Genomic DNA, 23,815 nt, shown 5'->3' with positions numbered 1-23,815 from the left:
CTAGTAAATGAGCCCCACCCGGTCCCCCACCCCCCCCCCCCCGCCGGGGGGGGTCTTGCCGGGTTCTTCCCAGCCGCCCCCCCCCCCCAACCCCCCCCCCCCCCCCCCCCCCCCCCCGGGTGGCCCTGCGCCGATTGTCGACGATCCAACCTACGCGGGGGTGGTTCGTCCGACCGGAGAGATAGTGTCGACCGGTGGCCCCCCGTCCAGCCGGACGAGGGGTGATCGTCGTGTCCTCCCGCTGGAAGTGATCTCATGCTCACCGGTCTGTTCTCCGCCGCCCTGGCCGACCCGGGGCTGGCCCGGGCACGTGACCTGGCGCGCTCCGGTGCCGCGCAGGTCGACGGCCTCGACATCACCGCCCCGCCGGCGCTGCGCCCGTTCGCGGTCGCCGCGGTCGCCGCCGACCGGGCCGGCGACGGCGGGCCGGGCGGCGGCGCGGGTCGTCCCGTGCTCGCCGTGACCGCCACCACGCGGGAGGCCGACGACCTGGCCGCCGCGCTGGGCAGCCTGCTCCCGCCCGAGCAGGTGACGGTCTTCCCGTCGTGGGAGACGCTGCCGCACGAGCGCCTGTCGCCCCGCTCCGACACGGTCGGCCGTCGGCTGGCCGTGCTGCGCCGGCTGGCGCACCCCGGTTCGGCCGACGCGCACGGTCGCACCGGTCCGCTGCGGGTGGTCGTGGCGCCCGTCCGGTCGCTGCTGCAACCGCAGCTCAAGGGCCTCGGCGACCTGGAGCCGGTGCAGCTCGCCGCCGGGCAGGAGGCCGACCTGGAGGAGGTCGCCCGCCGGTTGACCGACATGGCGTACGGGCGGGTCGACCTGGTCACCAAGCGGGGCGAGTTCGCCGTGCGCGGCGGCATCCTCGACATCTTCCCGCCCACCGACGAGCACCCGTCGCGGGTCGAGTTCTGGGGCGACGAGGTGGAGGAGATCCGCACCTTCGCCGTCGCCGACCAGCGCACCATCGCGCAGGTGCCGCAGCTGTGGGCGCCGCCGTGCCGGGAGCTGCTGCTCACCCCGTCGGTGCGCAAGCGGGCCGCCGCACTCGCCGAGGAGCACCCGGAGCTGGCCGAGATCCTCGACAAGCTGGCCGAGGGCATCCCGGTGGAGGGCATGGAGTCCCTGGCCCCGGCGCTGATCGGCGCCGACTCGATGGAGCTGCTGCTGGACGCCATGCCGGCCGGCACCCACGTGCTCCTGTGCGACCCGGAGCGGATCCGCACCCGGGCGCACGACCTGGTGCGTACCGCTGACGAGTTCTTGAAGGCCAGTTGGGATACGGCCTCCGCAGGAGGTAAGGCCCCCGTCGACCTCGGCGCCGCCGCCTTCCGGACCCTGGGCGACGTACGCGCCGTCGCGGCGAAGCTGCGCCAGCCCTGGTGGACGCTGTCGCCGTTCGGGCTGGCCGAGGCGGAGGCCGCCCCGGCGCGGCAGCCCTGGGAGGACGGCCCGGAGGCGTACGACGTCACCCCCGACGACGCGATCGCGGTGACCCTCTCCGCGCAGCCGGCCCCGCTCTACCACGGCGAGACCGCCCGGGTGGTCGACGACCTCAAGCGCTGGACCGGCGAGCGCTGGTCGGTCGCGCTGGTCTTCGAGGGGCACGGCCCCGCCCAACGGGCGGTCGAGGTGCTCCGCGACGCCGGCCTCGGCGCGCGGCTGACCGAGGAGATCCCGACCGCGCCCGCCCCCGGCGAGGTGCTGGTCGCCTGCGGCAGCCTGACCGGCGGATTCGTCGACGAGGCGTCCCGGTTCGTGCTGCTCACCGGCAACGACGTCACCGGCGGGCGGGGCACCTCGACCCGCGACATGCGCAAGATGCCGAGCCGGCGGCGCAACACCATCGACCCGCTGGAGCTGAAGGCCGGCGACCACGTCGTGCACGAGCAGCACGGCATCGGCCGCTACGTCGAGCTGGTGCAGCGCACCGTCAACGGGGCCTCCCGGGAATACCTCGTCATCGAGTACGCCCCGAGCAAGCGCGGCCAACCCGGCGACCGGCTCTTCGTCCCCACCGACCAGCTCGACCAGCTCTCCCGCTACGTCGGCGGCGAGCAGCCCACCCTGCACAAGATGGGCGGCTCGGACTGGCAGAAGTCCAAGGCCCGGGCCCGCAAGGCGGTCAGGGAGATCGCCGCCCAGCTGATCCAGCTCTACGCGGCCCGCAAGGCGTCCAAGGGGCACAGCTTCGGCCCCGACACGCCGTGGCAGCGGGAGCTGGAGGACGCCTTCCCGTGGCAGGAGACGCCGGACCAGCTCGCCGCGATCGAGGAGGTCAAACGGGACATGGAGCAGACCGTCCCGATGGACCGGCTGATCTGCGGCGACGTCGGCTACGGCAAGACGGAGATCGCGGTCCGGGCGGCGTTCAAGGCGGTGCAGGACGGCAAGCAGGTGGCCGTGCTGGTGCCCACCACGCTGCTGGTGCAGCAGCACTACAACACGTTCGCCGAGCGGATGAGCCAGTTCCCGGTGACCATCCGGCAGCTCTCGCGCTTCCAGACGCCGAAGGAGGCGGAGCAGGCCCTGGAGATGGCCGCCGCGGGCACCGCCGACATCGTCATCGGCACCCACCGGCTGCTCCAGGCGGCCACCCGGTTCAAGTCGCTCGGCCTGGTCATCGTCGACGAGGAGCAGCGCTTCGGCGTCGAGCACAAGGAGCACCTGAAGACGATGCGCGCCTCGGTCGACGTGCTGAGCATGTCGGCCACCCCGATCCCGCGCACCCTGGAGATGGCGATCACCGGCATCCGGGAGATGTCGACAATCGCCACCCCGCCCGAGGAACGGCACCCGGTGCTCACCTTCGTCGGGGCGCACGACGAGCGGCAGGTGGCCGCCTCCATCCACCGCGAGCTGCTCCGCGACGGGCAGGTCTTCTACCTGCACAACCGGGTCGAGTCGATCGACCGGACGGCCCGCAAGCTGCGGGAGCTGGTGCCCGAGGCGCGGGTCGCGGTGGCGCACGGCCAGATGGGCGAGGAGGCCCTGGAGAAGGTCATGGTCGGCTTCTGGGAGAAGGAGTTCGACGTGCTGGTCTGCACCACGATCGTGGAGTCCGGCATCGACATCCCCAACGCCAACACCCTGATCGTGGAGCGGGCGGACCTGCTCGGCCTGGCCCAGCTGCACCAGATCCGCGGCCGGGTCGGCCGGGGCCGGGAGCGGGCGTACGCGTACTTCCTCTACCCGCCGGAGAAGCCGCTCACCGAGCACGCCCACGAGCGGCTGGCGACCATCGCCCAGCACACCGAGCTGGGCGCCGGCATGTACGTGGCGATGAAGGACCTGGAGATCCGGGGCGCCGGCAACCTGCTCGGCGGCGAGCAGTCCGGCCACATCGAGGGCGTCGGCTTCGACCTGTACGTGCGGATGGTCGGCGAGGCGGTCTCCGCGTTCAAGGGCGAGCGCCCGGAGGAGGAGACCGAGGTCAAGGTCGACCTGCCGGTCGACGCCCACCTGCCGCACGACTACGTCGCGGTGGAGCGGCTGCGCCTGGAGATGTACCGCAAGCTCGCCGAGGCCCGCGACGCCGACCGGCTGCGCGAGGTGGTCGCCGAGATGACGGACCGCTACGGCGAGCCGCCCGCGCCGGTGCAGAACCTCGTCGCGGTGGCCCGGTTCCGGCTGCTGGCCCGCCGCTACGGCCTGACCGACGTCTCCATGCAGGGCAAGCACCTCCGGTTCGGCCCGCTGCCGCTGCCCGACTCGAAGCAGCTGCGGCTCAAGCGCTACCACCCCGACTCGGTCTACAAGCAGGCGCTCGACCAGGTCAGCGTGCCCCGGCCGAGCACCCGGCGGGTGGGCGGCGAGCCGCTGCGCGACCAGGCCCTGCTGGAGTGGTGCGCCCAGCTGCTCAAGGACGTCCTGGGCGAGCCGGCGACGGCGGGAGCCGCCGCGCGGTGAGTGGCGGTCGACGACGGCTGACCGGCAGCCGGCGGGTGGGCAGGGGTGGCGACCTGGCGCGTAGCCGCAACGTCGAGGCGGCCACCGCCCGCCTGCGCGCCCGCGCGGCTGGGGCCGGGCTGGCGGGGAGACCGGTGGGCGGTGTCACGGCGGCCCCGGGCGGCATGAGAGAGTGACCGACATGCGTGCTCGCCGTCTTGTCGCCGTCGCCAGCGTGGCGCTCGGCCTCGTCGCCCTCTCCGGTTGCCGTGCCGAGCCCGGTGTCGCCGCCTACGTCGGTGACCTGCGGATCACCGAGGATGCCGTCACCGGGATCGTCGACGACCTGCGGGCGAAGAACCCGACGCCGACCGGGCAGCCCGAGACGCCCGAGGGGCAGCCCCCGGCGCAGGTGCCGCAGCTGCCCGACCGCGGCCAGATCGTCAGCATGCTGGTGTTGACCGAGGTCTGCGAGAGGCTCTCCGCGGACAAGAACTACCAGCCGCGCGGGCAGGTCGCGCCGGAGCAGGTCGCCCAGCAGCTCAGCCTGTCGCCCGACACCGGCTACGTGCGCCGGTCCGCCGAGCTCTACAACTGCCTGTCGGGGGTGCCGACCGGGGCGCCGGCCGAGCCGACCGCGCAGGATCTGGCGGACGTGGTGGCGGCGGGCCGCAAGGCGGGTGCCATCCCGGCCGACGTGCCCGACGAGGCGGCCGCCCGCCAGCTCGACGGCGAGCAGCTGCGCGGCGCGCTGGCCACCCGCAAGTCGCTGGCCGAGGCCGTCGCCGCGTACGACGTGACGGTCAACCCCCGCTACCGCCCGCTGGAGTTCCCGGTGCTGAGCTTCTCCGGCAACGCGCCGGCGGTGAGCGTGCCGCTGGGCGAGGCCGGCTCCGACGGGGTCACCGACGTCTCCACCCCGGATCCGCTGCCCACCGTCGCGCCCGAGGCGGCCGGCGAGACCCACAGCTGAGCATGCCGGCGCGGATCGTCCTGCTCGTCACCTCGCCCCGGCTGCCGGCCGGGCTGCTGACCGCCGCCGCGTGGGACGTCGTACGCCGGCATCCGGTGCTGGCGGGGGCGGAGAGCGAGCTGACGACGGCGGTCCGCGCGTCGGGCGCCGAGGTCACGGTGGTCGACGGCCGGGCGACGCAGGCGCTGCTCGACGCGGCGGCGGCGCACGGCGTCGCGGTGTGGCTGGCCGGCCCGGCCGGCGACGAGTCGCTGGCCCGCGAGCTGGGCCTGCGGCTGGCCCGCGAGCCCGGCCTGGCCGAGCTGGAGCTGATGTACGGCTCCTGGGACCCGCCGGGCGCCCGGCTGCTCGACGCCGTGGCGGTGATGGACCGGCTGGCCTCCCCGGGCGGCGATCCCTGGAAGCGCGCGCAGACCCACCGCAGCCTCGCCGGTTTCCTGATCGAGGAGTGCTACGAGGCGTACGACGCGATCAGCGCCGGGGACACCGACGCGCTGCGCGAGGAGCTGGGCGACGTGCTGCTCCAGGTGGTGCTGCACGCCCGCCTCGCCGAGGAGCTGCCCGAGGAGCAGCGGTGGACCGTCGACGACGTGGCCGGCGGGCTGGTCGACAAGATGGTCCGGCGCAACCCGCACGTCTTCGCCGACGCCGAGGCGGGCACCCTGGAGGAGATCGAGGCCAGCTGGGAGCGGATCAAGCGGACCGAGAAGGCGCGTGACTCGGTGCTCGACGGCGTCGCACTCAGCCAGCCGGCCCTCGCCCTGGCCGCCAAGATCCTGGAGCGCGCCGGGCGGGTCGGCCTCGCCGTACCGCCGCCCCTCGCGGATTCCCAGGTGGACCCGGAGGCGCGCCTCGGCGCGGGCCTGCTCGCCACGGTCGCGGCGGCCCGCGGGGCGGGCCTGGACCCGGAGGCGGCCCTGCGCCGCGCCGCCCTCGCCTACGCGGACGCGGTCCGCGCCGCCGAAAAGGCCTGAGTCGACCCGGTAGGGTCGGCGGGTGGAATCGTTTGTGCCGCTCGCGGAGCGGATCGTCGACGCGTTGCTGGAGAGCCGGCCGGGGGTCGCGACCTCCACCGGCGACCACCGTTACGACGACCGGCTGCCGGACCTCTCCGCCGAGGCGGTCGCGGCCGACCGGACCATGCTCAGGGAGGCCGCGGACGCGCTCGCCGAGCTGGACCCGGACGCCCTGGACGTCGAGGAGCGCGTCGACCACGCGCTGCTCACCTCGTTCGTGGACCGGGAGCTGTTCGAGTCCGGCGACATCCGCGCGCACGAGTGGGACCCGCTGCGGCACAACCCCGGGCCGCTGCTGCACGCGCTGCTCGCCCGCCCGTACGCCCCGGTCGACGTGCGGCTGACCAGCCTGGCGGGCCGGCTCGCCGCCGTACCGGACGCCCTGGCGACCGCGCGCGCGACGTTGCGCGACATGCCGCGCATCCACGCGGAGACGGCGGTCGGGCAGTTCGCCGGCACGGCGGCGCTGATCCGCGACGAGGTGCCGGCGCTGCTCGCGCAGGCCCCCGCCCTGCACGACCGGGTCGAGCCGGCAGCCACCGCGGCGATCGCGGCGCTGGAGGAGTTCGTCGCGTGGCTGCGTCAGGGCCTGGCCGCCGACGCCGGCCCCGGGCGGGACCCGCGGCTGGGCCGCCGCCGCTGGGAGGCGCGGCTCTGGCACACCCTCGACACGGAGCTGGGCGCCGCCGAGATCCAGCGCCGGGCCTGGGCCAACCTGGACCGGGTCGGCGAGGAGATCCGCGCGGCGGCCGTCGAGCTGGTCGGCGGTCCGGCCGACGACGAGACGGTACGCCGGGCGCTGGACCTGCTGGCCGCCGAGCACCCGGACGACCACACCATCGTGGACCTCGCCTCGGTCACCCTGGACGAGGCGACCGACTTCGTGCGCGTCCACGACCTGATCACCCTGGTCGACGACCCGTGCGTGATCCAGGAGATGCCCCAGTTCGCCCGGGGCGTGGCGGTCGCCTACTGCGACTCACCCGGCCCGCTGGAGACGGCGGACGTGCCGACGTTCTACTGCATCGCGCCCACCCCGGCGGAGTGGCCCGCGCACCGGGTCGAGTCGTTCTACCGCGAGTACAACGACCACATGATCCGCAACCTGACGGTGCACGAGGCGATGCCGGGGCACTTCCTCCAGCTCGCCCACGCCCGCCGGCACGTCGGGCCCACCCGGGTCCGCGCGCTGACCGAGTCGGGCCCCTTCATCGAGGGCTGGGCGGTCTACACGGAGGAGCTGATGGCCGGCCTCGGCTTCGGCGGCCTGCCGGTGCGGTTGCAGCAGCTCAAGATGCAGCTCCGGATGACCATCAACGCGCTGCTGGACCAGCTCGTGCACTGCGAGGAGCTGCCGGAGGCCGAGGCGATGGCGCTGATGACCGGGCGGGGCTTCCAGGAGGAGGGGGAGGCGGCCGGCAAGTGGCGGCGCGCCCTGCTCACCTCGACGCAGCTCTCGACGTACTTCGTCGGCTACAGCGAGGTGGCCGCGATCGCCGCCGCCCGCCCGGTCGGCGTGGCGGTACGCGAGTGGCACGACGCGATGCTCGCCCACGACTGCCCGCCCCCGCGCCACCTGCGCACCCTGCTCGGCGTGTGACGGAGGGTCCGGTGTCTGAAATCACCCGCGGTCGCGGTTCGGTTGCCCGCCGTCGGATCTGACCGGGGATGACACCTCGTGGCGCTTACGGAAAGTGAGCCCATGTAGCCATTGAGCGAGGTGTGGCCTCCCGAGTGGGGCAACGAGATCGAAGGTTGTCTCGTAGTCTCTCGCTTGCCGTGATCTACACGGGATCGATGGTTGTCGCACGGGGGTTCGATGCTAGACATACCTGTTCAGAGGTTCCATTCCGTCCGATGGTGGGTCCGAGCGCGTGGCGCAATCGTTGCGACGTTCGTGCTGGCCCTGATCGCGGCGGTTCTTGCAGTACCCTCTCCAGCCTTCGCCGAAGAGGATGCCTCCGAAGCCATCGACTTTCGGGCATGGGCGGTGCAACTCATGCGCTCCGGTGGTCCGAGCACCGCCAGGGCCGCAGAGGTGGCACTGGCCGGAACGGATGAAGAACTTCAGACCTTCTTCGTGGACGGTCTGCGGGCCGCGTCCGAGCAGGACGACCAAGCTCAGGTGAACGAGTACCTGGCTGCGGGAGGGTATGCGACGCGGCAGGCGGCGCAGCAGGCACTCGCGGGCACGCCACTGCAACAGTGGGTCTTCCTCGACTCCGGATGGGAACAGCCCTGGCTGCTCGATGAGCAGACCCGGGTCACACAGGTCATGGCCGTCGGCGGGCCTCGGATCAAAGCCGCCGGTCAGGCGGCGCTCGACGGATCCGCGGAAGACATCACTGCTTTCCTCTCCAAGGGTCAGTACCTCGCGCGTGAGCACGACAACCGGGTGCGCACCTCGCAAATCATGACGTCCGGCGGGCCGTACGTGCAGGCTGCGGCGCAGGCGGCACTGGATGGCAATGCCGCTGCGGTGGAAGAGTTCCTCAGCTACGGCCAGCACGTGGCCCGGGCGAGGGACGAGGAACTGTCAACGGTCAGCCGACTCGCCGACCTGGCCAAGGAGGCCAGCCAGACCGCGGAGCGTGAGACGCAGGCGGCGAAGGTGGCTGCGGACAAGGCGATCGAAGCGGCACGGCTGGCGAAGGAGGCGGCGCAGCGGGCCGCAGCTGAGACGGCCGCGGCGAAGGACTCTGCGATCAAGGCCTCGGCTGCGGCGGCCCGGGCGGCGGATGCGGCGAAGCGGGCGGCTGCGGCGGCGCGGACGGCGATCGGGGCTGCCGCGGCGGCGAACAGCGCGGCGCGGGTGGCGTCGAACGCGGCGGCTCGTGCGGCGTCGGCGGCGGCGTTGGCCGGTGACGCGGCGTCTCGGGCTTACTCGGCGGCGTCGGAAGCGGCGGGGGACGCCACCAAGGCTGCCAAGGCGCGGCAGGCGGCGCAGAACGCCCGGAACGTGGCGGCGTCGGCGCGCAAGGCCGCAGACGCGGCGAAGGCAGCCAAGAACGCGGCGGGCGCTGCGGGTGACGCCTCAAAGGCCGCGCGTAGCGCGGTGGCGAATGCCAACGAGGCGGCGGCAGCGGCGGATGCGGCAAGCAACCACGCGAACGTCTCGCAGGCGGAGGCTGACCGGGCGCGCCGGGCGGCGGAGGAGGCCCGGCGTCGGGCAGCGGAAGCCGATCGGGCGGCAGACCGGGCGGAGGCGCTGGCGCGTAAGGCCGCGACCGCAGCCGGCGAAGCGGAACGGCACGCCCGTGAGGCGGCTGATCGGGCTGAGGCGGCGGCAGCGGCGGCGGACGAGGCGGCCGCCCACGCTGGGGAGGCTGCCTATGCGGCGGCGAAAGCCGCCGCACACGCGAACGCCGCCCTGGCGGCTGCCGACACCGCCGCGCAGGCGGTGGAGCAGGCCCGCGTGGTCGAGGTGAACGCTCGGGACGCGGACAAGGAGCGGCTCGACAGCCTGGTGGCCGAGGGCATGGCCGCGGCTGAGGCGGAGCGGGCCGTCGAGCTGGAGCGACTTGCGAAGGCCGCCTACGACGCGGAGGAGCAGGCACGGCGGGACGAGGAGACCCGCCAGTTGCTCGCCGCGGCGCGAGCTCCCGGTGCGCCGGCGGACCTGGTGCTGCGCAACGGCAGGAAGGTTGCTGCTCGCCTGTTGACGACCGGCGGCAAGTGGACCCAGCAGGTTGCCGAGCGCGCTCTGGTGGGCTCGGAGACGGACGTCCGGGATTTCGTCCTCAGCTCGCTCGAGGTCGCTGCCGAGCAGGACGACCGCGCGAAGGTCGCGCAGATCTACGACACCGCGGACAAGGAGGCACTGAAGGACGCGGCCAGGGTTGCCCTGGCCGGCACGATCACCGACGTCAGGGCGTTCCTTGCCACCCGCGAGTACGTGGGCAAGGAACACGACGACCGGATCAAGATCACTCAGATCATGGCCAACGGTGGTCCGAGAACCCAGGAGACCGGAACCGCGGCCCTGGACGGGACGGCCGCTGATCGTCAGGCGTTCCTGAGCCGGGGGCAGTTCGACGCTGCGGAGCACGACGACCGGATCAAGATTTCGCAGATCATGGCGGCCGGTGGCCCGGAGGTCAAAGCGGCGGGGCAGATCGCCCTGTCCGGTCCGCGAGCCGGGCTGCGGCACTACATCGCCGTCGTGCAGTACGTCGCCCGTCAGCGGGACGCCGAGACCGCAGCGCACGTACTGAAGATCCAGCAGATCATCCACGACGCGGCCAAGGACGCCGCCCTCGCGCGGCAGAGCGCTGCCGAGGCTGCCCGGTTGGCGGCCCTGGCGAGGAACGCCGCCGACGATGCGCAGGAGTACGCCAACCAGGCCGCGGCGTCGGCAAGGGCGGCGGAGGCCTACGCCGACCAGGCCGCCGACGCCGCAGATCAGGCCAGGCGGTCCGCCGAGCAGGCAGCGCAATCGGCGCAGAGCGCTCGGAACGCGGCGAACGCCGCCAAGGCCGACGCGGCCGCTGCGAATGCTGCCGCGGCCCGGGCGCAGTCGTCCGCGGATCGTGCGCACGGCTTCGCCGCGGATGCCCGCAAGTCGGCGGACGAAGCCAAGAAGTCGGCCCTCGCGGCCGGCAAGGACGCCGCAGAGGCGACCCGGCTGGCAGCCGAGGCGCTCAAGATTGCCATCGACCTGCAGAACAGGGAGGAGGCGGAGCGTCGCCAGGCCAGGCAGGAATACTACGACAACCTTCCCGAGTGCCAGCTGGCCCACCGTCTGCACGGAATCGCCTGCAAGGGCGGTGAGCTGCTCAACGCGATCCTCGACGGCCAGAACAGCTGCACGATCATGTTCGGCAGCTCCGAAGCCTGCGACACCGTCATGGAGTACTACGCGGAGAAGAACGCCGAAGAGGCAGCCAAGGCCAAGGTCGTCGTTCAGCTCGTTCTGGCCATCTGCGGGTTCGTCCCGGTCGTCGGAGAACCCTGCGACGCGCTCGACGCCTTCATAGCCTTCGTCAGCGGCGACATCCAGGGAGGCGTCGAAGCCCTCGCCGCCATGATCCCGGTCGGTGGCTGGCTGTTCGGCGGCAAACGCGGTGCCGACCTGCTTCGAGAGCTGGACAAGCTTCGCAAGAAGTCGAAGTGTGGAAGTGGCGCCAGTTCTTCGAGGCTTGGCATCACCGCGGTTGTTCCGTGTGACCTTCCTGTCCAGAAGTACGATGGCATCGGACTCGTTCATTCCTTCGACGAGCACGCGCACGAATGGTATGGCAGGTCGGTGAACAAGAGCGACAAGATGGCCGAGTGGGAGGCGCTGATCAAGCGTGCGGCGGCGAGCAAGAAGGTGATCGAGTGGGACAGTAGGGGCAGGCCCACCTACGCGCACATCGCTCGAATCGACGGGAAATGGTTCGTCGCCCAGTTCGACCGGTCGACCGGCCAACTGGTGACCGCGTTCGTCCCGCATAATTCGCAGATTTCAACCATGCTGGCGCGTCTCAATGGGTAGCACCCCCCTCTATCCTGACCCGCCGCACCTGACCGTGGCGGTGTTCCCGGCCAGCTCCGACGAGCCGGCGTTCCCGGCGGTGTGCGACAGCCTCGTCGCCTGCGGTGCGCAGCCCGCCGGGGTGCTGGAGACGATATCGCCGGACGTCGACTTCGAAGCGCCGTCCGACGTTGCGGAAACCGTCGCAAGCATGACCGTGGCGTCCGACTCGTTCCAGCGGATCATCCGGGGCGGGGAACCCGCGAAACGGCCTGTGCGGGCCGGGTTCACCCGCGGGGGCGAGGTCGTCGTCGTCGGGTTGCTCCGTAGGAATCGTGGGGAACGGTTCCCGGTCGGTGTGTCCTGCTTCGCAGGAGCGCTGGGTCTGCCAATTGACCTCTGGCGGGAGGCCGACCGCTCGGCGGCCTTCGAGATCACGCGGTGGAGTAGGCGGTTGTTGCAGGCCATGACGGGCCGGCTGCCGTGTGCCTACGGCTCGATCGAGGTCGAGGCGCCCTTCCCCACCCCCTCGATGCTCCGTAGTGGCGCCATGCTCGGCTCCGAGGTCTTCGTCGCGCGCGACGTCCTGGCCCGCCGACCGGAACTGAGGGCGGCTCTGGCCGAGGACTACGACGATGTGGGCGAGGAATGGGAGGCTGGCACCTTCTTCTCCGGTTGGGCGCCGTTCGACTCCGCGAGAAGGATGCTGCCGTACACCCCGGATCGCTACCAGCGAAGTAGTCGACTGCTGGGCGAGTCCCTCAGCTCGTAGCACGATCGCTGGCTGGTCGACGCGCCTGCAACGCGTCGGCCAGCCAGCGCAACAAGGTGGGTATTACCAGCTGGGCGGGCCAGCCGGACCGGTCACGAGCTGGCCGGGCGGCGGTCCACGACGCCGGCGTCGGGCGGCAGGTCGAACACCGCGCCGTCGACCGTCTCGCGGTAGCGGCTCAGTGCCAGCTCGACCTGGCGGCCGTCGACCCGGCCGGTGAAGCTGCCCAGCACCCCGTCGGTGGTCACGCAGGCGGTGAAGTCCCCGGCCGACTGCGCCACGTCGACGCAGGTGGCGTGGTGGCCGGCGAGGGTGGTGTCGCTCTGCTCGATCACCGCGTCCGGGTCCAGCGCGGCGGTGGTGAGCAGCCCCACGACGACCGGCGGCGTCACCAGCCCGCGCTGCTTGGCCTCGGTGAACATGGTCACCGTGGGCTTCGCGTTGGGCGCGGGCGGGGCCTCCAGGGTGCAGGTCGCGCGCCCGGCGGCGGTCTCGCAGCGGGTCGTCGCCTCCGGGGTGACGGTGAGCTTGCCGCCGGGCCAGGTGTAGGCGGAGCGGGCCGGGTCCTGGGCCTGGGCGATGGCGGCGGTCTGCCCGCCGGGGAGCTGGTAGTCGGCGGAGTAGGTCAGCTCCAGGGCCCGGTCGAGCCGGGCGGCCAGGTCGTTCACCAGGTCGGACCGCCCGATCGTCCGGCCGGCGTCGTCGAGGGTCTGACAACCGGTCACCGTGAGCGACGCGATGACCGACACGGCGAGCATGCGGAGGGTGGTCGAGGCGGCGGGCATGGCGACCAGCCTTGCCGATCGGGTCGACCGCGCGCAAACCCGTTGCCGGTTGAGGCACGAGAATCCGGGAATGTCCGTGTAAAGCACTGCCCGGAGGAAGGTTTCGGGCCGGGCCGGCGAGCGCCCGGACCGCCCGCGTCCGAGCGTCGCCCGATACGCTGCGTTCAACACCTGCCTCAGCCGCACCGTCGCGGCCCATACCGGACCGGAACACACAAACGAGGAGCGACTCAGTGGCAACCATCGAGGGAATCGTCGCGCGGGAGATTCTGGACTCTCGGGGCAACCCGACCGTCGAGGTCGAGGTCGGGCTCGACGACGGCACGATCGCCCGAGCGGCGGTGCCCTCCGGCGCCTCCACGGGCGCCTTCGAGGCGATCGAACTGCGCGACGGTGACGCCGACCGCTACCAGGGCAAGGGTGTCGAGAAGGCGGTCTCGAACATCGAGGACAAGATCGTCGACGAGCTGATCGGCTACGAGGCCAGCGAGCAGCGGCTGATCGACCAGAAGATGCTCGACGTCGACGGTACCGACAGCAAGTCCGAGCTGGGCGCGAACGCCATCCTCGGCGTCTCCCTGGCGGTGGCCAAGGCGGCGGCCGGCAGCGCCGAGCTGAGCCTCTTCCGCTACCTGGGCGGCCCGAACGCGCACCTGCTGCCCGTGCCGATGATGAACATCCTCAACGGTGGCGCGCACGCGGACTCGAACGTCGACATCCAGGAGTTCATGATCGCGCCGATCGGCGCGCCCAGCTTCCGCGAGGCGCTGCGCTCCGGCGCGGAGGTCTACCACGCGCTGAAGTCCGTGCTGAAGAAGAAGGACCTCTCCACCGGCCTCGGCGACGAGGGCGGCTTCGCGCCGAACCTGCCGACCAACGCCGCCGCCCTGGACCTGATCGCCGAGGCGGTCGAGAAGGCCGGCTACCGGCTCGGCACCGACATCGTCTTCGCGCTCGACGTGGCCGCCACCGAGTTCTTCGACAACGGCACCTACACCTTCGAGGGCACCGCGAAGACCGCCGAGGAGATGAGCAACTACTACACCAAGCTCGCCGGCGACTACCCGATCGTGTCGATCGAGGACCCGCTGGCCGAGGACGACTGGACCGGCTGGCAGACGCTGACCGCCTCGCTCGGCGACCGCGTCCAGATCGTCGGCGACGACCTGTTCGTCACCAACCCGCAGCGCATCGCCCGCGGCATCGCCGAGAACGCCGCCAACGCGGTCCTGGTGAAGGTCAACCAGATCGGTTCGCTGACCGAGACCCTGGACGCCGTGGACCTGGCCCACCGGGCCGGCTTCAAGTGCATGATGAGCCACCGCTCCGGCGAGACCGAGGACACCACCATCGCCGACCTGGCGGTGGCCACCGGCTGCGGCCAGATCAAGACCGGCGCCCCGGCCCGCTCGGACCGGGTCGCGAAGTACAACCAGCTCCTGCGGATCGAGGAGGAGCTGGGCGACGCGGCGCGGTACGCCGGGGCGGGCGCCTTCCCGCGCTACCGTTCGGCCTGAGACGCGCGAGGCCTCGGGGGAGGGGTGTGACGATGCAGCAGCGCCGCACACCGGGCGGTCAGCGCCCCGCCCGTCGGCCGGGTCACACCGGTCGGCCGGGCGGGGCCCGGGGCGCCCGGGCGTCGGTCCGCGAGGGCGGCGTCCGCGCCGAGTCGCGGGCCACGGCCGGTCGCGCGCCGGGGGCGGCTCGGGGCGCGGAGGGCGTACGCTCCGCGAGCCGGCCCGCCGCGGCCCGTCGTACGGCCGCCGGCACCGTCAAGCGGCTCTCCGCACCCCGCTCCCGGGGCCTCACCGGGCGGGCCACCGTGCTCTTCGCGGTGCTGATCGCGCTCGCCCTGGCCTACACCTACCCGGTGCGCGTCTACCTGGACCAGCAGGCCGACATCGAACGGATGGAGGCCGCCCAGGCCGCCCAGCGGGAGGCGATCGAGGAGCTGTCCGAGCGGGCGGCCAAGTGGCAGGACCCGGAATACATCAAGATCCAGGCCAGGGAGCGGTTCTTCATGGGCCCACCGGGCGAGACGCTGCTGGTGGTGCTCTCCGACCCGGCGGGCGCCGCCCGGGACGCCGGTTCGTCCGCGTCCCCGTCGGCACCCGTCACCCCCGCTTCCTGGTACGACACCCTCTGGTCGAGCGTGCAGGCCGCCAACGGCGAGCAGCCCGACCGGTGAGCAGCACCCGAGCTTCGAACGAGAGATCAGCATCGTGACTGTCGTACCACCGCAGGAGCCGGCGGCGGACTCCGTACCCCCGCCGCGGCGCGAACCGGCCACCGAGGCCGACCTGGCCGCGGTGGCCGCGCAGCTCGGACGCCCGCCCCGGGGCACCCGGGCCGTGGCCCACCGCTGCCCCTGCGGCCTGCCGGACGTGGTGGAGACGACTCCGCGCCTGGCCGACGGCACCCCCTTCCCGACGCTGTTCTACCTGACCTGCCCCCGGGCGACGGCGGCGTGCAGCCGGCTGGAGTCGGCGGGGTTGATGAAGGAGATGGCGGACCGGCTGGCCGCCGACCCGGAGCTGGCCGCGCGCTACCGCGCCGCGCACGAGGACTACCTGGCCCGCCGGGACGCGATCGGCGAGGTGCCGGAGATCGCCGGCATCTCCGCCGGCGGGATGCCCGGCCGGGTGAAGTGCCTGCACGTGCACCTCGGGCACGCGCTCGGGGCCGGGCCCGGGGTGAACCCGTTCGGCGACGAGACGCTGGCGCTGGTGGAGAAGTGGTGGGCGGCCGGCCCGTGCGTGGACGTGCCGGCGGCGGACTGACATGGCGGGCGCGGACGGGGGCGTGGCGGGGGCCGACGAGGTCGTGGTGCGGCGGGCCCGCACCTCGGACGTGCGCGGCATCCGGCGGCTCGTCGACACCTACACCGACGACCGGCGGCTGCTCAGCAAGGCCACCGTGACCCTCTACGAGCACGTGCAGGAGTTCCGGGTCGCGGTCCGCGCCGGCGACGGCGCGGTGGTCGGCTGCGGCGCGCTGCACGTGATGTGGGAGGACCTGGCCGAGATCCGGACGGTGGCGGTCGACCCGTCCTGCCGGGGGCGCAAGCTCGGCCACCGGATCGTCGCCGAGCTGATCGACGGCGCCCGCGAGCTGGGGGTGGCCCGGATCTTCGTGCTCACCTTCGAGACCCGGTTCTTCGGCTCGTTCGGGTTCACCGAGATCGACGGCGCGCCCGTGCCGCAGCCGGTCTACGAGCAGCTCCTGCGCTCGTACGACGAGGGCGTCGCCGAGTTCCTGGACCTGGAACGCGTCAAGCCGAACACCCTCGGCAACACCCGGATGCTGCTGCGCCTCTGACCGGCCCGGTGCGCGCGGCCCGAGGCCGCCGGCCGCGCCCGGCCAACCGGTCCCGGCCCGCTCAGCTCCGGCGCGGGTGGGCGGCGAAGAAGTCCCAGACGAGTTCGGTGGCGACGAGGCCCGCGTCGGGGGCGGCCAGCTCGCCGGTCGTCGCCCCGGGCCACGAGTGCCCCATGTCGGGCAGGGTGTAGACGGTCACGTCGCTGCCGTCGCCGCACCGCGCCTCGGTGCGGGTGACCCGCGGCACACCCGCCGGCGGTGCGCCGGTCGCCGGCGTGCAGCGCAGCCGTCGCTGCCAGGTCCGTACGCCCTCGGTGAAGACGTCGGCGTAGCGGTCCTGCCCGCCGACGAAGGTGATCACCGAGACCGGTCGCCGGGGCACGTACGTCTCGGGGGCCGTCCTGGGGCCGCTGTAGCCGCCGCTGACCACGCCGATCGCCGCGAAGAGCCCCTCGCCCTCGACGGCGGCCCGGAAGCTCATGTCCCCGCCGTTGGAGATCCCGGTGAGGTAGACCCGGTCCGGATCGGCCCGCCACGTCCGTACGAGGTGGGCGGTGAGGTCCTTGAGGAAGCCGACGTCGTCGGTCGTCCCGCAGCAGATCAGCGCGTTGAAGCCGCCGTTCTGCCCGTCCGGGTACGCGACCAGGAAGTTCTCCCGGTCGGCCACGGCGTCCAGCCCCACCATGTCCCGCAGGCGGGCGCCGCTGCCGGGATAGAAGTGCAGGGCGATCACCAGCGCGGTGGGCCGGGCGGGGTCGTAGCCGGGCGGGGCGTGCAGCAGGTAGCGCCGGTCGGCCCCGCCGTGCGCCAGGGTGAGCCGGTGGTCGCCGGCGGCGGGGCGCTCGACGGCCCCCGAAGGCGACGGGGCCGGCGTGACCCGGGACTGACCCCGGTCCCCACCGCACGCCGTGGCGACGACGGCGAAGAGCAGCCCCGTCAGCACTGCCACCGTCCGTCGCACGCCCCGCCCCCTCCGTGACCCCGGTCCACACTGGATGGCGACGCCCGAACGGGGCAACCCTTTCGGTCCAGGCCGAAGAGCGGCAGTCTGCTGGCATGCTCCGTCTCCGCCTGGGACTGGCGGACCTGTGCCGGGTCCGCTTCGCCGATCGCCTGCACCCGGTCGGCATGTCCCTGCTGGCCTGCCAGGCGCTGCACGACGCGGACACGGCCCGGATGACGCCGGGCCCCGCGGCGGACGCGGCCTCCGCGTCGGGTCCGGTCCGGTCCGCCGCCTCCGTGCTGCGGCACCTGCTTCCCGCGCGCGGGCGCCTGCCCGACTTCCTCACCCCGCTGGACGGCCTCGAATCGGTCGTCGCCGGTCTGGAGGCGATCCGGGCAGCCCCCGTCGGGCGCATCCGGGCGGAGGTCACCGCCGCGTACGCGCAGCTGCCCGCGACGCCGCTGCGCAGGCGGTTCGCCGAGGCCGACGGGGAGACGATGGACCTGTTCGGCCGGGCCCTGGGCACCTGGCACGACGCGGTGCTCGCGCCGCACTGGGCCGACCTGACGGAGGCGCACCGGCACCACGTGGCGGGGGCGACCGCGCTGCTCGCCACGCACGGGCTGGACGGGCTGCTGAACGCGCTGCACCCGGCGATCCGGTGGGAGGCGCCGACGTTGACGGTACGGACCTGGTGGAGCGCCTCACTGCCCGGCACCGGCCACGGACTGCTCCTGCTGCCCTCGCCGCTGGCCGGCCCGCATCCCCGGGTGCTGGTGGAGCCCGGCCGGCCGGTGCTGGTGGTGTACCCCGCGCCGATGCCGCACCTGATCAGGGCCACCACCCCCGATCCGCTGGGCCGCCTGCTGGGGGCGACCCGGGCGGCGGTGCTGCGCCGCCTCGCCGGCCCCGGCCGGCACACCACCACGGCGCTCGGCCGGGCCGTCGGGATCAGCACCTCCTCGGCGTCCGAGCACGCGGGGGCGTTGCGGGCGGCCGGGCTCGTCGCCAGCGTCCGGGACGGCGGCGCGGTGCTGCACCGGTTGACGCCGCTCGGCACCGAACTGCTGGACGCGGGCTACGCCGGGTCACCTGGGCGCGCCTGACGTAGGGTTGCTGCCGTGACGACGCGTGTGGCCGCCATCGACTGCGGGACCAACTCGATCCGACTGCTGGTCGCCGACCTGCCGGACGCCTCGGCGGGTCCGGAGGCTCCGCTGGCCGACCTGAGCCGACGGATGCAGATCGTGCGCCTCGGCCAGGGCGTCGACAAGACGGGGCGGCTGGCCCCGGAGGCGATCGAACGCACGCGGGTCGCGCTGGCCGCGTACGCCGCCGAGATCGAGAAGCTGGGCGCGGAGCGGGTCCGGATGTGCGCCACCTCGGCGTCCCGGGACGCCTCCAACGCCGCCGAGTTCCGCGAGATGGTCGAGCGGACCCTCGGGGTCGCGCCCGAGGTGGTGACCGGCGACGAGGAGGCGCGGCTCTCCTTCACCGGCGCGGTGCGCGGGCTGCCCGCCGACGCGCGCGAGCCGTACCTGGTCGTCGACATCGGCGGCGGCTCGACCGAGTTCGTCGTCGGCACCCGCGCGGGCGGCGTCGAGGCGGCCATCTCGATGGACATCGGCTGCGTCCGGATGACCGAGCGGCACCTGCACGGAGATCCGCCGGCGCTGGACGAGGTCGCCGCCGCGCAGGCCGACATCGCGGTCGCCGTGGACCGGGCACTGGAGGCGGTGCCGGGCCGGCAGGCCGCCACGCTGGTCGGGCTCGCCGGGTCGGTCACCACCGTGGTCGCGATCGCCCAGGGCCTCCAGGAGTACGACCCGAGGCGCATCCACCACGCCCGCGTGCCGTACGACGCGGTGGCCGCGACGACCGCCGACCTGCTCGGCAAGAGCCGGGAGCAGCGGCTGGCGATCCCGGTGATGCACCCGGGCCGCGCGGACGTGATCGGGGCGGGCGCCCTGGTGCTCCGGGTGATCATGGAGCGGGCGGGGATGGACTCGGTGGTCGCCTCCGAGCACGACATCCTCGACGGCATTGCCTGGAGCCTCGCGGCGCACAGTCGTCGCGCTCGGGTGCGGGACCTTGCCGGCGAGGTTGCCGAGCGCGACGCCGAGCTGCTGCGGCGCCTGGCCGAGTGATCAACTCCCTCGAGGTGGGTGACCTCGTGGAGGTCGCCGCTGTCGTGTTGGGTGAGGCGCCGCAGGTTCGTGACCTCGGTCTGCTGTCGTCCGCAGTGGTCCGTCCGGCCACCGTGGCCTTTGGTCAGGAGGTCTACACCGACCTTTGGAGCAAGGCCGCCGCGCTGCTGCACTCGGTCTGCATGAACCATGCGCTGATCGACGGGAACAAGCGTCTCGCCTGGGCGGCTGCGCGTGTCTTCCTGGCCCTCAACGAGGTGCCGATCCAGATTGTCGACGTCGACCAGGCTGAGGCCCTGGTGATGTCGGTGGCCAGTGGCACGCTGACCGAGGTCCCCGACATCGCCCGCGAACTTCGCAAGCTCTATGTCTGATCCATCCGCACGGCTTCTTGGCGCAGATGCCGGCCGGGTCGGGCCCCCACCGGTTGGGGCGTCGCGATCGGCCCCGCCATGGTGTCCGCCGGGCGGAGGATTCACCACTGGGACGCTGTCGAGCTGATGTCGCAGACGATTCACCGGCCTCTGGTGCCACAGCCGGCCCGGACGACCCTGATGTCACAGACGATTCAGCTCGACAGCGTCATCACGGCCCTCCCGCCAGCAGACCTGCTCGGCGACCACCACTGCCCCACGCACGCAGCACGGATCACCCGTCCAAGGCTGCATGACGAGGCACTGGGCGTGACGAGGCACTGGGTGTAACGCCCCGCCACAGGCGGGCGGTGCCGCCCGTGGCGGACCCCGAAGGGTCAGCGAAGCCGTTGCCGCGTCCCCGTCGCGGCGCAGCGGGCGCGCTGGTGCGTGCGTTCGGCGGTGTCGAAGTCCGGTTCCGTCAGACGGCCGGCGGCCAGGTCCGCGTAGACCTGCCGGACATTGCGAACTGCGGGGGAAGCGTCCGGAGGCGTGGCGGTGTTCCTCCGGTGCCGGTAGCTCCGTGCCTGCTGGACGCCGTCGGAGACGGCCAGCGTGAGCTAGGGATCGCCGACGTCGCGGGTCAGGCGCGGGGCCGGGCGATCCCGGTGACGAACCGGGACCAGGCGGTCGGGGCGAAGGAGAGCGCGGGCCCGGAGCGGTCCTTGCTGTCGCGGACCAGCACCACGCCGGGCAGGTTGTCGGCGACCTCCACGCAGGAGGCGCCACCGTTGTCGCTGCGGGTGGATTTGCGCCACCGGGCGTCGGTCAGCTCCATGTCTTCGCCACTTCCTGCAACAGGCCCAGCGACTGCCGGCGGGACAGCGCCTCTGACCGGACACTTTCCCACCTGCGGTGCAGGCTGGCAATCTCCTCGGCACGGTCCAGCACCTGCGCCCGGAGCGGGCTGTCGAGGTGCGCCACCCAGCCGCCGTCGGCGTATCCGGCCAGGATGAACGGTCCGGCAAGTCCCGGGTAGACGCCCGCCTCCGTGGGGACGACATGCAGGTGGACGTGTGGGCGCGCCGCCAACGCGATCAGATGTTCGAGCTGTTCGCGCATCACCCCGAACTGGTCGACCACCGGCCGGCGCAGAATCCCCTCGTCGATCACCGCGACCAGTTGCGGTGGCTGAGCACGGTCGAGGATCTGCTGCCGCTGAAGCCGCGCGGTCACCCGCTGCTCGATCTCCTCCTCGGGCCGGAGCCCGCCACCGCCGAGGACCGCGCGGGCGTACCCCTCGGTCTGAAGCAGGCCGGGCAGCACCGAGATCTCGAACCACCACAGCGTGGCCGCCTCCTGCTCCACGGCCACCCAGGGCCGGAACCAGGCCGGCGCGGTCTCCAAGCTGACCAGCGGCAGGATCCGCCCGAGCAGGCCGCCGCTCTCCAGTGCCTCGTCCGCGCGGCGGACGAAGTCGAGCGACGGCGTACGCCGACCGATCTCCACCATGCCCACCAGGGAACTCGAGTAGTTGATCCGCTGCGCCAACTCCTCCTGGCTCATCCCGCGCTCGGTGCGCAGCCGCCTGAGCTCACCGGCCAGCAGATCCAGCGTCGACAGTTGCGATCCGGTCATCACACCCCACTCACCGGGCTCCACGCGACGGGCCGCGTGGACCACCGTCGGCCGGTGGGCCTCGCGCGACTTCCGACCGTAGTCGACCGGTGACGAGGATGGCAGTGACCGTGGGTCCACAACCCCTCACAACGCGAGCGAGGAGCGATGACGTGGCGATCCGAGGCGTCCACCCGACGTGGTGTGTACCCGAGAGCGGCTGCGCGGCCAGCGCGCTGCACCTGTCCCGTCTGCGGTCGGCCGCGCCGCGCGGCGACGAGGTGATCCAGGTGCGCGCCGCGCTCTGGCAGATGGACGTCGGGCGGCTCAGCCCGGCCGGAGTGCTGCTGGAGTTGTCCGCCGGCGACGACCCGGAGCGCTGGCCGATCGACCTGGCGCAGGCCCGCGCGCTGGTGCACGTACTGCGGGATCTGCTGCGGGTCGCGGACGACGCGGCGCGGCGCGTGGCCTGACCCGCGCGGCGCGTTCCTTTGACACTACTTCGCATTGCGCAGTAGTGTGCAATGCGTGGACACCACACAGCTGTTGAAGGGCGTGCTGGACCTCGCGGTCCTCGCCGTGCTCCGGGAGGAGGACGGCTACGGCTACGACATCCTGCGCCGGCTGCGCGACGCCGGGCTGGAGGAGGTCGGCGACGCCTCGGTCTACGGCACGCTGCGCCGGCTCTACGCCGCCGGCCTGCTGACCACCTACGTCGTGCCGAGCGAATCCGGCCCGCACCGCAAGTACTACTCACTCAACGCCGCCGGCCGGGACCAGCTCATCCGCTCCGGCAAGCTCTGGCGCTCGTTCGCCACCACCATGGACGCACTGCTCGACGATCGGGGGATGGCGGCATGACCGTCACTGAGCAGGAGATCGCGGACTACGCCGCACGGGTCCGGGCCGCGCTGGCCGACCTGCCGCAGGCGTACCGCGACGAGTTGACCGAGGACCTGCCGGAGCACCTCGCCGAGGTCGCCGCCGAGGCCGGCGGCTCGCTCGTCGACCGGCTCGGCGAGCCCGAGGCGTACGCGGCCGAGCTGCGCGCCGCGGCCGGGGTCGGCGCCACCAGCGGCGGCGGGCGGCGCAACCGTCGCCTCGGTGCCGCCGTGGACCGGCTCCGCGCCCGGGCGCACCGCTGGGACGTCCAACTCGGACCACCCCTCGGGTACGCCTCGGCCAGCGAGTTCCTCCGGCTGCTCCGGCCGGCGTGGTGGGTGCTGCGGGGCTACCTGGCCGCCATGCTCGTCACGGTGGTCACGACCGGCGACACGTTCGGTGTGCTGCCCGAGCTCAACGGCAGCCTGCTGGCCGGCCTGGTGCTGCTCGCCGGCAGCGTGCTCGGCTCGATCTGGCTCGGCCACCACACGCCGGGCCTGACCCGGCCCAAGCGGCGGGTGCTGCACGTCGGCACGGCGGTGCTGGTGATCTTCGGGCTGATCGGCCTGGCGGACATGAACGACCGGGTCGGCAGCGGCGACCTCGAGTACGAGCAGATCTCGATCGACGGCCGGTACGACCACATCCGGGACGTCTTCGTCTACGACAGCGAGGGGCGGCTCGTGGAGAACGCCCGGCTCTTCGACCAGAACGGCGACCCGATCCGGCTCGGTCGTCCGATGTGCCCGAACCCGCCGGACCTGAACCTGGCCAACGCGCTGCTGCGCCCGTACCCGTACTGCCCGGAGTGGGCGCCGTTCGGGCCCCGGTCGGGCGCCAACAACCCGCCCCTGCTGAACCCGCCGGGGCTGCCCGCACCCGCCACCTCGGGCGCCGCGCCCGCGCCGGGCGGCAACCCGACCCCGACGCCCACGCCGGCCGGCACCTCGACCCCCGCGCCCGCATCGACGGGCATGCCGGGCACCCCCACGCCGAGCCGGACGTGAACAGGATCATGGAATGAAGCTGGGAAATAGCTGAACGGATGAGTCCAGCGGGGCAACGGCTGTCGGTCCCGGTCGCTACGGTGTCGTCTGCTCACTCACCCCCCGGAAGGAAAACGCGTGTCAGAGCAGGTCGCACCGCCCCCCGCGCCGGACGCCGCCCAGCCCCCGTCGGCCGTCCAGGCGCCGCCCCCGGCGGAGCCCCAGGCCGAGAAGCCCGGTTCCAAGAAGGTGCTCGGCATCGTGGGCGCGATCGTCGTGTTCCTGGTCGTCGCGGGCCTCAAGTTCGGCATCGGCTCGGCGATCGGCAACTTCTTCAACAAGGACGAGACCGCTGAGGCCAAGGTCGGCGACTGCATCGCCGAGCTGCCCGAGGTGACCGGCACCAAGGAGGAGAAGGTCGACGGCGCGAAGGTCGTCGAGTGCACCTCCACCGACGCCGTCTACAACGTGGTCGGCCGCGTCGACGGGCAGACCCAGGCGCAGGCCCGCTCCGGCGAGGCGTGCGGGCAGTACATCAAGGAGGGCGAGAAGGGCTACGTCTACTACAGCATCGAGCCGGGCAAGACCGGCTACCTGCTGTGCCTGACGAAGAAGGCCTGATCCCCAGGCACGACAGGACCGCCGACGGCGGCGCGGACAGCGAAGCCCTCGTCGAGGGTCGC

General features: G+C 72.9%; 20 protein-coding genes and 1 pseudogene. 17 read left to right on the top strand and 4 right to left on the bottom strand.

Features of this window, described 5'->3' with window-relative positions:
- Positions 1-255: 255 nt before the first annotated feature.
- The 6 genes from mfd (at position 256) to AB0B83_RS26060 (ending at position 12,101) form a co-directional block, all read left to right on the top strand.
- On the top strand, positions 256-3,906 hold the full coding sequence (gene mfd, locus AB0B83_RS26085) for a transcription-repair coupling factor (RefSeq protein ID WP_357580366.1): 3,651 nt from the start codon (positions 256-258) through the stop codon (positions 3,904-3,906).
- A gap of 181 nt (positions 3,907-4,087) precedes the next feature.
- On the top strand, positions 4,088-4,858 hold the full coding sequence (locus AB0B83_RS26080; RefSeq protein ID WP_357580365.1) for a hypothetical protein: 771 nt from the start codon (positions 4,088-4,090) through the stop codon (positions 4,856-4,858).
- A gap of 2 nt (positions 4,859-4,860) precedes the next feature.
- Positions 4,861-5,832: a nucleoside triphosphate pyrophosphohydrolase gene (locus tag AB0B83_RS26075; protein WP_357580364.1), complete on the top strand. Its 972-nt coding sequence runs from the start codon at positions 4,861-4,863 to the stop codon at positions 5,830-5,832.
- A gap of 22 nt (positions 5,833-5,854) precedes the next feature.
- On the top strand, positions 5,855-7,474 hold the full coding sequence (locus AB0B83_RS26070) for a DUF885 domain-containing protein (RefSeq protein WP_357580363.1): 1,620 nt from the start codon (positions 5,855-5,857) through the stop codon (positions 7,472-7,474).
- Between the two features lie 297 nt (positions 7,475-7,771).
- Complete coding sequence (locus tag AB0B83_RS26065; protein WP_357580362.1) at positions 7,772-11,350, top strand: ALF repeat-containing protein; 3,579 nt, start codon at positions 7,772-7,774, stop codon at positions 11,348-11,350.
- A complete protein-coding gene (locus AB0B83_RS26060; protein ID WP_357580361.1) occupies positions 11,343-12,101 on the top strand; it encodes a hypothetical protein in 759 nt (252 codons plus the stop codon). Before AB0B83_RS26065 ends, AB0B83_RS26060 begins: the two co-directional genes overlap by 8 nt.
- A gap of 92 nt (positions 12,102-12,193) precedes the next feature.
- On the opposite strand, the gene AB0B83_RS26055 is transcribed toward AB0B83_RS26060, so the two are convergent.
- Positions 12,194-12,886 (bottom strand): hypothetical protein, encoded by a 693-nt coding sequence (locus tag AB0B83_RS26055; RefSeq protein WP_357580360.1) that lies wholly within the window; start codon positions 12,884-12,886, stop codon positions 12,194-12,196.
- Between the two features lie 233 nt (positions 12,887-13,119).
- On the opposite strand from AB0B83_RS26055, the gene eno reads away from it, so the two are divergent.
- From eno to AB0B83_RS26035, 4 genes are read left to right on the top strand one after another with little or no spacing between them, the layout of a single operon-like run.
- Positions 13,120-14,403: a phosphopyruvate hydratase gene (gene eno, locus AB0B83_RS26050; RefSeq protein WP_357580359.1), complete on the top strand. Its 1,284-nt coding sequence runs from the start codon at positions 13,120-13,122 to the stop codon at positions 14,401-14,403.
- Positions 14,404-14,435: 32 nt separating this feature from the next.
- On the top strand, positions 14,436-15,074 hold the full coding sequence (locus AB0B83_RS26045; RefSeq protein ID WP_357580358.1) for a septum formation initiator family protein: 639 nt from the start codon (positions 14,436-14,438) through the stop codon (positions 15,072-15,074).
- A gap of 34 nt (positions 15,075-15,108) precedes the next feature.
- Positions 15,109-15,666 (top strand): DUF501 domain-containing protein, encoded by a 558-nt coding sequence (locus AB0B83_RS26040; RefSeq protein ID WP_311414780.1) that lies wholly within the window; start codon positions 15,109-15,111, stop codon positions 15,664-15,666.
- Position 15,667: 1 nt separating this feature from the next.
- Complete coding sequence (locus AB0B83_RS26035) at positions 15,668-16,204, top strand: amino-acid N-acetyltransferase (RefSeq protein WP_311414779.1); 537 nt, start codon at positions 15,668-15,670, stop codon at positions 16,202-16,204.
- Positions 16,205-16,265: 61 nt separating this feature from the next.
- Here AB0B83_RS26035 and AB0B83_RS26030 read toward each other — a convergent pair whose 3' ends face one another.
- Complete coding sequence (locus AB0B83_RS26030; protein ID WP_357580357.1) at positions 16,266-17,165, bottom strand: PHB depolymerase family esterase; 900 nt, start codon at positions 17,163-17,165, stop codon at positions 16,266-16,268.
- Between the two features lie 95 nt (positions 17,166-17,260).
- Here AB0B83_RS26030 and AB0B83_RS26025 point away from each other — a divergent pair, with 95 nt between their 5' ends.
- The 3 genes and pseudogenes from AB0B83_RS26025 to AB0B83_RS26015 all read left to right on the top strand — a co-directional run bounded on the left by AB0B83_RS26025 (position 17,261) and on the right by AB0B83_RS26015 (position 19,668).
- A complete protein-coding gene (locus tag AB0B83_RS26025; RefSeq protein ID WP_357580356.1) occupies positions 17,261-18,253 on the top strand; it encodes a helix-turn-helix transcriptional regulator in 993 nt (330 codons plus the stop codon).
- Between the two features lie 27 nt (positions 18,254-18,280).
- Positions 18,281-19,204: pseudogene (locus tag AB0B83_RS26020) on the top strand (Ppx/GppA phosphatase family protein); the annotation flags it as partial.
- An 86-nt stretch (positions 19,205-19,290) separates the two neighbouring features.
- Positions 19,291-19,668: a Fic family protein gene (locus AB0B83_RS26015; protein WP_357580355.1), complete on the top strand. Its 378-nt coding sequence runs from the start codon at positions 19,291-19,293 to the stop codon at positions 19,666-19,668.
- A gap of 622 nt (positions 19,669-20,290) precedes the next feature.
- On the opposite strand, the gene AB0B83_RS26010 is transcribed toward AB0B83_RS26015, so the two are convergent.
- Positions 20,291-20,485: a DUF397 domain-containing protein gene (locus AB0B83_RS26010; protein WP_357580354.1), complete on the bottom strand. Its 195-nt coding sequence runs from the start codon at positions 20,483-20,485 to the stop codon at positions 20,291-20,293.
- On the bottom strand, positions 20,476-21,285 hold the full coding sequence (locus AB0B83_RS26005) for a helix-turn-helix transcriptional regulator (RefSeq protein ID WP_357580353.1): 810 nt from the start codon (positions 21,283-21,285) through the stop codon (positions 20,476-20,478). The genes AB0B83_RS26010 and AB0B83_RS26005 overlap by 10 nt, the downstream gene beginning before the upstream one ends.
- A gap of 152 nt (positions 21,286-21,437) precedes the next feature.
- On the opposite strand from AB0B83_RS26005, the gene AB0B83_RS26000 reads away from it, so the two are divergent.
- The 4 genes from AB0B83_RS26000 to AB0B83_RS25985 all read left to right on the top strand — a co-directional run bounded on the left by AB0B83_RS26000 (position 21,438) and on the right by AB0B83_RS25985 (position 23,753).
- The gene (locus tag AB0B83_RS26000; protein WP_357580352.1) at positions 21,438-21,737 is read left to right on the top strand and encodes a hypothetical protein; all 300 of its coding nucleotides are present in this window, start codon (positions 21,438-21,440) and stop codon (positions 21,735-21,737) included.
- A 55-nt stretch (positions 21,738-21,792) separates the two neighbouring features.
- Positions 21,793-22,125 carry a PadR family transcriptional regulator gene (locus AB0B83_RS25995; RefSeq protein WP_357580351.1) on the top strand — a complete coding sequence of 111 codons (333 nt, stop codon included), beginning with the start codon at positions 21,793-21,795 and terminating at the stop codon, positions 22,123-22,125.
- Entirely contained in the window at positions 22,122-23,153 is a 1,032-nt protein-coding gene (locus AB0B83_RS25990) for a hypothetical protein (RefSeq protein ID WP_357580350.1), read from the top strand. The genes AB0B83_RS25995 and AB0B83_RS25990 overlap by 4 nt, the downstream gene beginning before the upstream one ends.
- A gap of 117 nt (positions 23,154-23,270) precedes the next feature.
- Positions 23,271-23,753 (top strand): hypothetical protein, encoded by a 483-nt coding sequence (locus AB0B83_RS25985; protein ID WP_357580349.1) that lies wholly within the window; start codon positions 23,271-23,273, stop codon positions 23,751-23,753.
- Positions 23,754-23,815 lie beyond the last annotated feature (62 nt).

This window comes from Micromonospora sp. NPDC049060 (assembly GCF_040649055.1).
Taxonomy (GTDB): domain Bacteria; phylum Actinomycetota; class Actinomycetes; order Mycobacteriales; family Micromonosporaceae; genus Micromonospora; species Micromonospora reichwaldensis.
Note: the sequence above shows the minus strand (reverse complement) of the source record. Positions and strands in the feature narration are given on the sequence as shown.